12 protein-coding genes are annotated in these 12388 nt (G+C 40.4%); 7 read left to right on the top strand and 5 right to left on the bottom strand.

The genetic code is table 11. The features are described 5' to 3' along the window. Positions 1–43: 43 nt before the first annotated feature. Together rsmG and GM920_RS17735 are read right to left on the bottom strand one after the other, a co-directional pair. Entirely contained in the window at positions 44–676 is a 633-nt protein-coding gene (rsmG, locus tag GM920_RS17730; RefSeq protein WP_182959953.1) for a 16S rRNA (guanine(527)-N(7))-methyltransferase RsmG, read from the bottom strand. Then, positions 667–1788, bottom strand: coding sequence for a glycosyltransferase (locus GM920_RS17735; RefSeq protein WP_182959954.1), 1122 nt, complete (start codon positions 1786–1788; stop codon positions 667–669). Before GM920_RS17735 ends, rsmG begins: the two co-directional genes overlap by 10 nt. A gap of 129 nt (positions 1789–1917) precedes the next feature. On the opposite strand from GM920_RS17735, the gene tgt reads away from it, so the two are divergent. The 5 genes from tgt (at position 1918) to GM920_RS17760 (ending at position 8329) form a co-directional block, all read left to right on the top strand. After that, positions 1918–3048: a tRNA guanosine(34) transglycosylase Tgt gene (tgt, locus tag GM920_RS17740; protein WP_182959955.1), complete on the top strand. Its 1131-nt coding sequence runs from the start codon at positions 1918–1920 to the stop codon at positions 3046–3048. Beyond that, on the top strand, positions 3049–4152 hold the full coding sequence (locus tag GM920_RS17745) for an LptF/LptG family permease (RefSeq protein WP_182959956.1): 1104 nt from the start codon (positions 3049–3051) through the stop codon (positions 4150–4152). Next, the gene (locus GM920_RS17750; protein ID WP_317171560.1) at positions 4153–5046 is read left to right on the top strand and encodes a DMT family transporter; all 894 of its coding nucleotides are present in this window, start codon (positions 4153–4155) and stop codon (positions 5044–5046) included. A 190-nt stretch (positions 5047–5236) separates the two neighbouring features. Beyond that, on the top strand, positions 5237–8047 hold the full coding sequence (locus GM920_RS17755) for a hypothetical protein (protein ID WP_182959957.1): 2811 nt from the start codon (positions 5237–5239) through the stop codon (positions 8045–8047). A gap of 3 nt (positions 8048–8050) precedes the next feature. Further along, positions 8051–8329 carry a LapA family protein gene (locus GM920_RS17760; protein ID WP_182959958.1) on the top strand — a complete coding sequence of 93 codons (279 nt, stop codon included), beginning with the start codon at positions 8051–8053 and terminating at the stop codon, positions 8327–8329. On the opposite strand, the gene GM920_RS17765 is transcribed toward GM920_RS17760, so the two are convergent. From GM920_RS17765 to ispE, 3 genes are read right to left on the bottom strand one after another with little or no spacing between them, the layout of a single operon-like run. Then, a complete protein-coding gene (locus GM920_RS17765) occupies positions 8330–9508 on the bottom strand; it encodes a trans-sulfuration enzyme family protein (RefSeq protein ID WP_182959959.1) in 1179 nt (392 codons plus the stop codon). 4 nt (positions 9509–9512) lie between these two features. After that, positions 9513–9929 carry an OsmC family protein gene (locus tag GM920_RS17770; RefSeq protein WP_182959961.1) on the bottom strand — a complete coding sequence of 139 codons (417 nt, stop codon included), beginning with the start codon at positions 9927–9929 and terminating at the stop codon, positions 9513–9515. Positions 9930–9935: 6 nt separating this feature from the next. Then, on the bottom strand, positions 9936–10739 hold the full coding sequence (ispE, locus tag GM920_RS17775) for a 4-(cytidine 5'-diphospho)-2-C-methyl-D-erythritol kinase (protein WP_182959963.1): 804 nt from the start codon (positions 10737–10739) through the stop codon (positions 9936–9938). Between the two features lie 294 nt (positions 10740–11033). On the opposite strand from ispE, the gene GM920_RS17780 reads away from it, so the two are divergent. Continuing rightward, positions 11034–11828 (top strand): thymidylate synthase, encoded by a 795-nt coding sequence (locus tag GM920_RS17780; RefSeq protein WP_182959965.1) that lies wholly within the window; start codon positions 11034–11036, stop codon positions 11826–11828. Continuing rightward, positions 11825–12310 carry a dihydrofolate reductase gene (locus GM920_RS17785; protein ID WP_182959967.1) on the top strand — a complete coding sequence of 162 codons (486 nt, stop codon included), beginning with the start codon at positions 11825–11827 and terminating at the stop codon, positions 12308–12310. Before GM920_RS17780 ends, GM920_RS17785 begins: the two co-directional genes overlap by 4 nt. Positions 12311–12388: the final 78 nt, after the last annotated feature.

Consider the following 12388-nt stretch of genomic DNA (forward strand, 5'->3'; position numbering starts at 1 on the left):
TCACTGCTTTTTTTATGGTACGTCTCAAAGAGAAGAATTACTATTATTGAGGAATATACACCACAAACTTCGTTTCAAAGAAGTCTTCTTTAAAGTAATCTGCCAAAGGATAAAGTTCTGCTTTCAATCTTGATTCTTTAATCTCTTCATTCAAATCACCACCTTTCAGGTAAAGAATTCCGTTTGCTATTGCATTTTTGGATTCTTTATTGAATTTACCTTGTACCCAAGGATAGAAGTCAATCAGGCGTGTCACGGCTCTTGATACTACAAAATCGTATTTATCAGTCACCTGTTCTGCTCTGAGGTGACTCGCTTTCACATTCTTCAAACCTAAACCAGCAGCAACTTCTGTGACTACTTTGATTTTTTTACCTATAGAATCTACCAGGTGAAACTGCGTTTCCGGGAACATAATAGCCAGCGGAATTCCAGGGAAACCACCACCCGTACCCACATCAAGCACCTTTGTACCAGGTTTGAATGTACAAAACTTAGCAATTCCCAAAGAATGAAGGATATGACGAACATAAAGTTCTTCAATATCTTTTCTGGAGATCACATTGATCTGGGCATTCCAGAAACTGTATAAATCATATAACTGATCGAATTGAGCAATTTGCTCTTCAGTCAGATCCTTAAAATATTCTTGTATTAGCGTTGATCTTATTTCCACTTTACCTTTTTTACAAATATAGACAGAATGCCATTAAACACGAGGAAAATGAATAAGAGAATGTCCAGAATCGGAAAACACCATCTTAAATCACTATAATTAAGCCGCTTTAAAATGCGGGGATAGATAAAACAACGGATCAGAATGCTCAGGCCAAGGATACCCAATGCCGGGTATAAAGTAGCTTTAAAGAACAACAATGCCGTAAAGAATGCATAAAAGAGGAATTGAAAGATAATCTGACAAGAAAGAATGAATTTATGCTTGCCTTTATAGAACTTTCCAGCACCGAAGTGGCGCTTTTTTTGTCGCAGGTAGGCTCCAAAACTTGTATTTGGTTCAGACCATACCTGGGCATCCTTATTGATCCGAATTTCTGTATTGGCTGCAGTTGCATTTGCATTGACGAACAAATCATCATCTCCGGAAGGAATATGCATGTGAGCAGCAAAACCCTTATTCTTAAAGAAAAGTGTCTTTTTATAGGCCATGTTTCTACCTACTCCCATATAAGGCATGCCTTTAATGGCGTAGGATAAGTAATTAACTGCGGTAAAAAAGGTTTCAAAACGAATTAAGGCATTCAATATTCCTCGTTTCCTCAAGTATGGAGAATAGCCCAAAACGATATCCACCTCTGGATCTTCACTTTGTTGCATGCCCATCAACCAGTTTTCTGAAGCGGGAAGACAATCCGCATCTGTAAATACCAACCAATCATTAGTCGCGGCTTTAATCCCCATCGTTACGGCAAATTTCTTTCCGGCGATGAACTTCTCGCCCTCTCCAATGGTTACAATTTTTAATCGTCTATGTTGTGCGGCAAAGTTCTCCAGTAACTGTCTTGTACCATCCCAGGAGCGATCGTTCACTACAATCACCTCAAAATCAGGGTAATTTTGCGCCAATACTGAGGGTAAATAAGCGGTCAGGTTTTCGACTTCATTGCGGGCACAAATGACCACACTTAAAGGTTTTTTTGCCGTTTCAGGGATAGGCTCTACGGGATAAAATGCAAGTTTCAGATGAACAAACAGGCTAAAGTATAGTTGTATTAGGAAACAGAAGATGAATGCGCCCAGCAGGCAGGTCTCTAGTAAGGTTAATTCCACGTCGTATTTTTGTAGCCTCCAAATTTCAGGTTTTTAATCTGTAAATTCCTTTATGTGGATAAAAATTTAGGGCCATTTATAGCGTTATTTTTGCTATTTTTGGCAGATTTTAGTGGAGCATACAGATTTATGAAATTTACCTTACAGGCAAAAGATACACATTCAAAGGCAAGAGCAGGAACAGTAACAACAGATCATGGGGATATACAAACCCCTATTTTCATGCCTGTAGGCACTGCCGGGACTGTTAAAGCAGTTCATCAACGAGAACTTAAAGAGGATATTGACGCCAAGATTATTCTTGGAAATACCTATCACCTATACCTGAGACCAGGTTTAGACATTATTGAAAGAAGCGGTGGATTGCATAAATTCATTGGCTGGGACCGTCCGATTTTAACGGATAGTGGAGGTTACCAGGTCTATTCTTTGAGTAAAGTAAATAAGATTAGAGAGGAAGGGGTAACTTTCCGTTCTCATATTGACGGTTCAAAACACTTATTTACGCCAGAATATGCGATGGACATCCAACGTACTATCGGGGCGGATATCATCATGGCATTTGACGAATGTACGCCATACCCATGTGATTATAAATATGCGGCGAACTCGATCAATATGACGCACCGTTGGTTAAAACGTTGCTGTAAGCGCTTTGATACGACAGAACCAAAGTACGGTTTCAATCAAACCTTATTCCCAATTGTACAAGGATCTGTATATAAAGATTTAAGAAAGAAATCTGCAGAATTTATAGCCAGTATGGACCGCGAGGGAAATGCAATTGGCGGTTTATCTGTTGGAGAACCTGCAGAAGAAATGTACGGCATGACCGAAGTGGTGTGTGACATTTTACCTTATGAGAAGCCACGTTATTTAATGGGCGTAGGTACACCAATCAACATTTTGGAAAATATCGCCTTAGGTGTTGATATGTTCGACTGTGTAATGCCGACCAGAAATGCAAGAAATGGAATGTTATTCACCAGAAATGGAATCATTAACATCGGTAACAAGAAATGGGCAGATGATTTCTCTCCTATTGATGCAGAAAGTGATTTATACGCCGATCAAGTATACTCGAAGGCTTATTTAAGACACTTAATGCACTCTAAAGAGATGTTAGGTGCACAAATTGCTACTTTACACAACCTGCATTTTTACCTGTGGCTAGTAAATACTGCCAGAGAAAAAATCATTAGTGGGGAGTTTTATGCCTGGAAAAATAAAATGGTGACCATATTAGGTAATAAATTATAAATGAGCTTTTTAAAAGGCAGGATTAAAATCATCGACTGGTACATTATCAGTAAGTATTTGGGTACATTCCTTTATACCCTAACGCTTTTTGTAGTCATCATTGTCATCTTTGACCTTTCAGAGAAACTCGATGACTTTCTCGGTAACAACCTGACCTTTTGGCAAGTGGTTTCCCTGTATTATGCAGGGTCTATCCCATTCTATGTCAACATGCTTTCTCCGCTGATCAATTTTATTGCGGTAATCTTTTTTACAGCAAAGATGGCCGATCAGACGGAAATTGTTCCTATTTTAAGTGGAGGAGTAAGCTTTAACCGCTTCCTCCTTCCTTATTTTATCTCGGCATTTATCATTTTTGCGTTCAACCTGGGCTCAAATCTGTACATCCTTCCTTATACGAACCAGATTAAGAACAACTTCGAAAACACCTTTATTAAAAAGAATGATCCGACGAGCAAATCAGACATTCACATGAAGCTGGATGCGAAGACTTACATCTACATGAGGAGCTTTGACAATAAGACTAAAACCGGGGTACAGTTCTCTTTAGACAACTTTAAAGGAGATGTGATGACCAAGAAAATTGTAGCTGACGAAATCAAATGGGATTCCTTGAAACGTTCCTGGAAGCTCAGCAATTATTCTATCAGAAACATCGATGGCTTAAAAGAAACCATGATTAATGGTAGCAATAAAACGAAAGATACGGTCTTGGATATGCGTCCTGATGATTTCTCCGCCTATGACAATATCTATGAAAACCTATCTAATAAGGATCTTTCTGAAAAGATAAAAAAAGAAGAAATCCGTGGTTCTGGTATCATGAACGACCTTTTATTTGAACGCTACAAACGATATCTACAACCTTTATCCGCATTCGTACTTACCCTCATTGGGGTCGCATTATCCTCCAGAAAAGTTCGTGGTGGTGTGGGATTACCACTGGGAATAGGGATTATTTTAAGCTTCGGCTATATTGTCCTGAACCAGTTTGCCAAGATGTTCTCCTTAAAGGGAGGGATTTCGCCGCTACTAGCGGTAATGGTGCCCACTATAATTTTCGGCTTACTGGGCTATTATTTACTCCGAAAAGCACCAAAATAAGTGACAGCGCCGGTTCAAATTTCTACGAAAAGAAACCTGTTAATTTTACACGCTACCGTCTTTATTTGGGGTTTTACCGGTATCCTTGGTGCAGTAATTTCGGTTAATGCGGTACAGTTGGTTTGGTATCGTGTATTGATTGCCAGTCTGACTTTGTTTATCTATTTTCTCTGTTCTAAGACGAGCTTAAAGGTTTCCAGGAAACAATTCCTTCAATTCTTCTTTACCGGAAGTATTGTAGCACTACATTGGATTCTATTTTTTTATGCCATTAAGGTTTCCACGGTCTCGGTTACACTCGTTTGCCTATCCTCATTTACGCTTTTTACCGCGATTTTAGAACCACTGATTAAGAAAAAGCCAATTCTGGTTCCAGATGTGATCATCGGACTAATCATTATTTTGGGCATCTACCTGATCTTTAAATTCGAGTCAGGCTATACTTTAGGCATTATTATGGGCCTATCTTCTGCACTGGCTTCCAGCTTATTCTCCACCATCAACTCTACATTGGTACAGAAAAGCGATCCAAAAATCATTGGTTTTTATGAAATGGCAGGTGCCTTATTTTGGATCACGCTTTACCGTTTATTTGACCATTCCTTACTAAGCGAACAATTTGACCTAAGCTTTTCAGACTGGTCTTATCTCTTGTTACTGGGCACCATTTGCACGGCACTAGCCTATGTAGCAGGTGTATCTGTCATGCGTACGCTATCTGCTTTTCGGGTGGCACTCATCACCAATCTCGAACCCGTATATGGCATCATTTTGGCCTTCCTTTTCTTTGGGACAAAAGAAACCATGTCGGTCGGTTTTTATGCAGGAGCTCTCCTGATCATTGGAGCCGTTTTCCTATATCCGGTTTATCAAAAACGCAAGAGTCTAAATTAGTTAAGTACAGGGAATAACCTCATTACCTTCTTCCTTCCCGCTCAAAACACCTGTTTTCATCTCCGAAAAAATACTTATATTTCAGCCCTGGTACTTGTTTTCCTCTTCCATTTTTTTAATGAACCCGGGAATAAGATCAACCTGTAAAGCATAAAAAACATTCAAGTCCGAACCATCAGTAACCAGAATAATGGCGATATACTCAGTTAATAGTCGGCTAATCATTGCCATTATAGCTTCATTAACAATAAGTCTAACCGGGCCAAGTAGCTTTGCCCAGATTTTCAACTCCGAACAAAACCCTCCTGGTGTAAAATGGAGACAAATTAATGCTTCAGGATTCAGGATCATTTACCCGACAGAGTTGGAGAAAGAAGCACAACGGATGTCGAACACGATTACGCACATTTACCCTTATGTAGGTGCAAGTTTAGGTGAATTAAAAACCATCATCCCCATTATTCTTCAAAATCGGGGTGTCATTGCAAATGGCTTTGTTCAGCTTGCACCAAAGAAATCGGAATTTTACACTACCCCTCCACAACAATTCGATAGTCAGGATTGGCTCAATAACCTGGCCGTTCATGAACTTCGCCATGTGGCACAATTCGATAAACTCACCGGAGAAAAAGCGCAGCCATTTCCGGAAACCGTTTATTTTGCCTGGCTCGGCGTTAGTATTCCGCTCTGGTATTTTGAAGGAGATGCTGTCAGCACAGAAACCTCATTAACCAATGCCGGTCGAGGAAGAATCCCGAGCTGGATCATGCCCTATAGAACCCAACTCCTGGAAGGAAAAAAATATTCTTATACCAAATCTAATTTCGATTCGGAGAAAGACCTTACTCCTGGTTATTACCAACTCGGCTATACCCTGGCCTCCAGAATTCGGGAAGCTTCCGGAAAATATGTGTTTGATAGCGTACTTACCGATATTAGACACCATCCTGCCCGTCTTTACCCTTTTTCTAAAAGTCTAAAAAAGTTTAGTGGCAAAGGAACTACAGAATGGTTCCGTACCAATACAGAAAAGCTACGTGCAGAATGGACTGAACAAGCCCATAAAACACCTTCAAAGGACTATCCGGTACTGAATAAAAAAGCAGATTATGCCACTAGTTATTTTCTGCCGGTTAAAATCAACGACCAACAGATTATTGCGTTAAAACAAAGCAAGGGAGAAACCCCGCATTTTGTGCGAATAGGACCGGATAAAAAAGAGAAAAAACTACGCGCTATTGGCTTACAGGAACAACCTTGGTTCAGCTATGCAAAGGGGGTATTGGTCTGGGATGAGGTCAGGTACGACCCGAGGTTTAAACAGCAAAGCTTCAGCGTCATTAATAGGTATGATTTAAAAAGTGGACGTGTACATAAACTCAGTTCCAGAAGCAGATTATTCTCCCCTTCCCTATCTTCGGATGGCAGCAAGATAATCGCGGTAAGGTATGACCTGAGTAATCAGGCCAATTTGGTAGAACTGGATGCTAAAACCGGAGCAACCCTTCACACCTATCCGAATCCGAATAATCTGATTCTTCAAACCCCATCCTTCAATCCGGATGGTACAGCCATCGCATTTATTGCTGTGACTGAGCAAGGGAAGGAGCTTCGGCAATTAGATCGCAATGGAAAAACAGAGGTATTAATCCCCTTCAGCCAACAGCAGCTCAGCAGACCTATTTACTTTTCCAAAGGCATTGCTTTTAATGCGCATTACAATGGAATTGACAACATTTACTATTTAGACATCGCCTCAAAAAAAATAAGCGCGCTTAGTGCAGCCAAATACGGTGCATTTAACCCAGCCTTTTCTGCTGATGAGCAAACCATGATTTTCAATAACTATGGAATTGATGGTTATGAAATTACAGAAACTAGTATTCAAGCAAAAGCTCCTGGAGAAAGTCACTTTGTCTTTCTTGGCGCAGCGGCAGCAAAACAAGAAAACACGGGTAATGTGTTTAACCACATTCCGGACAGCAGTTATACTTCAAAGACCTATGGTGGATTAAAAAACTTGTTCCGGGTACACAGTGTTAATCCCGTTATTGAAGATGAGTACCGTGGCGGCTTGCAAATTAACTCCGACAACCTATTGAATACCATGAATGTTTTTGCGGGCGTCAATTACTTCCGGGATCTGGGACGCTTTGAATACAATGCAGGATTTACCTATAAAGGTTTTTATCCGGTATTGGGCGTCACCTATCGCAACAGACCAAGACGTGCGTTCTACAATAGCTCAAAAGGAGTACAGCAGGGCGATTGGCGAGAAAACGACATTCGCTTAGCGGCCACCTTACCCTTCAGTCTGAACGCCTTAAACGACAATTACAATTTCTCTTTCAGTACCACGACCAGCTACACGAAAAGGTACCACCCGGAGAATATGCCAAAAAATTACATTAACACCCTGAAGTTCCCCTTGGAGTATAGCTTTAGCTTTACCCATAGCATCAGACAATCGGAAAGAGATGTTGCTCCAAAATGGGCTCAAATTTTAAGGTTAACCTATCTGCATCAGCCGTTTGACAAACAACTTACCGGTGATCTTTTTGCTGCAGAAACCTTTTTTTACTTCCCTGGTATAGCCAGAAACCACTCTTTTCTCGCCAATTTCAGCTTTCAACACAGCTCAGGAATTAGAACATTCGATCAGCAAATAAATACGGTTTACGGGTACAATAACATTCCAGCGATCAATATTCTTAAAAACACGCTATTGCTAAACTACCGTTTCCCAATTGCTTTTCCAGATGCAGAAGTAGGCGCATTGGCGTACGTCCGTAACCTTCGGGGAGGATTATTTTGTCATTATGAAAACCTTGGGGAGGACACAAATCTGAGTCAGCCTAAAACTTTTGGCTTCGAATTACGTAGTAGTATGAACTTACTTCGCTACCAACCTGTAGTGGATATAGGGGCTAGAATGGTTTTTGTAAACAAATTTTATCATCAAAATCCTATCTTAGAACTAATTTTAAATTATAGTTTTTAACACATGCGCGCCAAAACCATTTTCATCATCGTCTTTACCGTCCTCATTACTGTCTTTTTAATGATCAATACTGATCAGGTAAGTTTTGATTTCATTTTTGCAAAAGCAGATGTTTCTAAGCTTTTAGTGATTGGAGTCTGTACTTTTATTGGGTTCATACTGGGTTATATGGCCGGGCGACCAAAAGTTACCATCAGTACCTATGATAAAGAACATCCCCAGGAAAAACCTGAGGACGTTAAGAAATCGATCAGCGATGAAGATCGCGATTATATTAATTAGTTAGCTTAATGCCTGTTTGATATCAGCAAGGATATCATTGATGTGCTCTAAACCAATTGACAAACGAACAGATCCTTGTTCAATACCAACCTCTAACCTTTGCTCTTCCGTTAATTTGGAATGAGTACTGGTTGCAGGATGAGTAGCAATTGATCTCGTATCCCCAAGATTTGCAGAAATGGAGAACATTTTCAACTTATCCATGAATTTGCTGGCTGCAGCAGCTCCACCTTCAATCACTAAGGTTACAATACCACCACCCTGTTTCATTTGCTTTTTAGCAATTTCATACTGAGGGTGAGAAGGTAAGAAAGGATACCTAACTTTTTTAATGCGGGGATGACTTTCTAAAAATTCGGCTACTTTCATTGCATTCTCACAATGTCTGTCCATACGAACGGCTAAAGTCTCTAAACTTTTCGATAACAACCAGGCATTGAAAGGCGACATTGCCGGCCCACTATGCCTAGCAAAGGCTTCGATTTCCAGAATCAATTTGTTTGAACCTAAAATCACACCACCTAAGGTACGACCTTGTCCGTCGATAAACTTAGTAGCCGAGTGGATAGAAATATCTGCACCCAATTTAATAGGCTGTTGCAGGTATGGTGTGGCAAAGCAATTGTCTACCACTAACAATACCCCATGTTTTTTTGCCAGTTTCGCCAGCCACTCCAGGTCGATAATATCGATCCCAGGGTTGGAAGGCGTTTCAACAAAAATGATTTTTGTATTTGGCTGGATTCCTTGCTCCATTTGTTCTGGTTTATCCAGATCCGCATAAGTATAGGAAATCCCCCATTTTGGGAAAATATTATTTAATAACTGGTGTGTAGATCCAAAAACAGATCTGCTAGCCAATACATGATCACCAGACTTTAAAAAAGCAGCAAAAGTGGTAAAGATCGCAGCCATACCGGTTGCCGTTACCCATCCTGATTCTGCGCCTTCTAAAACGGCCATCTTATCAATTAATTCAGAAGTATTCGGATTGGCATAACGGCTGTAAACGTTGCCTTCCTTTTCATTTGCAAACAAAGCGCGCATTTCTTCCGAATCGTCAAATTTATAACTTGAAGTCAGGTATAAAGGCACCGAATGCTCTTTAAAATGGGTTCTCTCGGCTTGTAAGCGTATGGCCAGGGTTTCGAAATTCTCTTCTTGGTTCTCTTCTTGCATTTTATTATTGATGAATGGTATATGTAAAGTTAATGGTTGCTGAGCGTCCCAAAATATTGGATACCGAGCAGTATTTATCGAAGGTAAGGGCTAATGCACGTTCTACTTTTTGAACGTTTAAAGCGCCATACAAGTCAAAATGAATGTTGATGACGTCAAATATAGGCGGCATTTCTTCCGTTTTTCTGCTGGCTTTGATTTTGATCTTCACATCATCCAGTGGTTCTTTTTGTTTCGTCAGGACATTTACCATGTCGATTCCACTGCATCCGCCTAGGCCAATCAGCAGCATCTCCATTGGGCGGAAACCTTTTCCTTCGCCGCCTATTTCCTGCTTTGCATCTAGTTCTACCTTAAAACCGCTAGAATTTTCTGCTTCAAAATTAAATTTATCGTTTTTTCTTATCAGGTTGATTTCCATAATTCACTAAACGTTATAAAATACTTTATTGGTTCTTTCGAGTTCAAGAAGTTGCACTGGTTTTTCAAAAATGGCATATACCGCCGATCCGCTCCCACTCATTGCTGCGTAAATTGCTCCCTGCTGGTAAAGATGCGCTTTGACCGCTGCAATTTCAGGGTACTTCAAAAACACAGAAGTCTCGAAATCATTCTTCAGATTCGCTTTCCATTCCCTCAAAGGCAAATGTATTAAATCTTTTACCGATGTACCAGTGTCTGCGATCATTATTCCTGCATAAGCCTCCGCCGTAGAAACGTGGAATACTGGTTTTACCAATACCAGAAAATAGGACGAGAGATCTACCTGAATTTCGGTAAACTCATCCCCTTTTCCTTCCGCATACCGAGGTTCATTCCTGATAAAAAAGGCACAATCTGCACCAAGTTGCCTGGCATAATCTTCCATTTTAGGGATAGAAAGACCGAGTTTAAACTTATCGTTCAGGAGCTTAATGATAAAAGCAGCATCAGCAGAACCGCCCCCCAAGCCAGCCCCTACCGGGATGTTTTTCAACAAACAAAGGTGTTGAGGAGGAAGGTCAAAGTCTTGTTTCAACAGTTGATAAGCTTTCAAACAGATGTTATCTGCTGCCGCTCCTGGAACCTCAATTCCTTCAACAGTACAACTTAATACATCGGCATCCAGGCTTTCAACAACGTCGTAAAGCTTCACCGGATAAAAAACGGTTTCAATATTATGGTATCCATCCGCACGTTTTCCGGTTATCTGTAAACCAAGATTAATTTTAGCGTTAGCAAAGGCAAGCATCCATTATGATTTTGTATCGCAAACTTACTAATTCAAATTTTCCCTTTGTTGCATTAATTAAAAATTCAGAAAAACACTTGAAAATTCAAAAAACAACCAGAACAAACCACCTGCAGGCATTAAAGTCCTACCAGGACTCTTTCTATACCCAATTCGAATAGGCCACTCTACCCGCCCCCCTACTCTTCCGGGATTATTTTATTTATTACTTTTGCAGCGGCTGGTCACAGCTAACTCTTAAAAAATACTATCTTGCACAAGTCTTTTTTGCAGACAAAAGAAGCTTGCCAATACATGAAACAATATTTAGATTTAATGCAGCACGTGCTCGATCATGGCACACAGAAACATGACCGTACCGGAACAGGAACCATTAGCGTGTTCGGTTATCAAATGAGATTTAACCTTCAGGAAGGATTTCCAATGGTGACCACAAAAAAATTACACCTCAAATCCATTATCCATGAACTGATCTGGTTCTTAAGTGGAGACACCAACATTAAGTATCTAAAAGATAATGGCGTAAAAATCTGGGACGAATGGGCAGATGCAGCTGGAAACCTTGGACCAGTATATGGTTCCCAATGGCGTTCATGGCCAACGCCTGACGGCCGTAAAATTGATCAGATCAGCCAAATCATCCATACCATAAAGAACAATCCAGACTCGAGAAGGATTATTGTGTCTGCCTGGAATGTAGCCGATATCGAAGATATGGCATTACCTCCTTGCCATGCCTTTTTCCAATTTTATGTCGCAGATGGTAAACTAAGCTGTCAATTGTACCAAAGAAGTGCAGATATCTTTTTGGGAGTTCCGTTTAATATCGCATCTTACGCCTTATTGACCATGATGGTTGCCCAGGTATGTGGACTCGAATACGGAGATTTCATTCATACGCTTGGTGATGCCCATTTATACAATAACCATATAGACCAGGCCAGACTGCAATTGAGCAGGGAGCCAAAAAAATTACCGCTCATGAAAATTAACCCAGAGGTCAAAGACCTGATGGATTTTAAATTTGAAGATTTTAACCTTGAGGGTTACGAACCACATCCTCACATTAAAGGAGCTGTTGCCGTATGATCGTTTCCATTGTAGTCGCCATTGCCGAAAATAATGCCATCGGTAAAGACAACCAATTGTTATGGCATCTGCCAGCAGACTTAAAACATTTCAAGGACATTACCAGTGGACACACCATCATCATGGGCAGAAAAACCTACGATTCCATTGGCAGACCACTTCCCAACAGGCGTAATATTGTGATTACCAGAAACCACGAGCTGGAACTTCCGGGGACAGAAATCACCAATAGCTTAGACGAGGCCCTCGCACTTTGCGAAGGTACAGAGGAGGTTTTCATCATTGGTGGTGCAGAAATTTACAAGCACGCTTTAGCACTCAGCAACAAGATTTACCTAACCAGAGTACACCAATCCTATGAAGCAGACACTTTCTTCCCAGAAATTGATCCTGCAGCATGGAAGGAACTCAGTACAGAAAATCATCTTCCTGATGAAAAAAACAAGGTAGCTTATACGTTTTCAACGCTTGAACGCAAATAGTTAAGCTCCCATAATAAAAAATTAAGAAGGTAGCCTATTATTTAAAAAAATAATTAGATTTGCCGACTTGTTAAAAAA

Origin of the sequence: Pedobacter gandavensis (assembly GCF_014172405.1) — a bacterium.
Classification (GTDB): domain Bacteria; phylum Bacteroidota; class Bacteroidia; order Sphingobacteriales; family Sphingobacteriaceae; genus Pedobacter; species Pedobacter gandavensis.

What these genes read in the sequence shown, in the direction of transcription:
- tgt (WP_182959955.1), top strand. Translation starts at nt 1,918, where the DNA reads ATGAAATTTACCTTACAGGCAAAAGATACACATTCAAAGGCAAGAGCA.
- GM920_RS17745 (WP_182959956.1), top strand. Translation starts at nt 3,049, where the DNA reads ATGAGCTTTTTAAAAGGCAGGATTAAAATCATCGACTGGTACATTATC.
- GM920_RS17755 (WP_182959957.1), top strand. Translation starts at nt 5,237, where the DNA reads ATGGCGATATACTCAGTTAATAGTCGGCTAATCATTGCCATTATAGCT.
- GM920_RS17760 (WP_182959958.1), top strand. Translation starts at nt 8,051, where the DNA reads ATGCGCGCCAAAACCATTTTCATCATCGTCTTTACCGTCCTCATTACT.
- GM920_RS17765 (WP_182959959.1), bottom strand. Translation starts at nt 9,508, where the DNA reads ATGCAAGAAGAGAACCAAGAAGAGAATTTCGAAACCCTGGCCATACGC.
- GM920_RS17770 (WP_182959961.1), bottom strand. Translation starts at nt 9,929, where the DNA reads ATGGAAATCAACCTGATAAGAAAAAACGATAAATTTAATTTTGAAGCA.
- ispE (WP_182959963.1), bottom strand. Translation starts at nt 10,739, where the DNA reads ATGCTTGCCTTTGCTAACGCTAAAATTAATCTTGGTTTACAGATAACC.
- GM920_RS17780 (WP_182959965.1), top strand. Translation starts at nt 11,034, where the DNA reads ATGAAACAATATTTAGATTTAATGCAGCACGTGCTCGATCATGGCACA.
- GM920_RS17785 (WP_182959967.1), top strand. Translation starts at nt 11,825, where the DNA reads ATGATCGTTTCCATTGTAGTCGCCATTGCCGAAAATAATGCCATCGGT.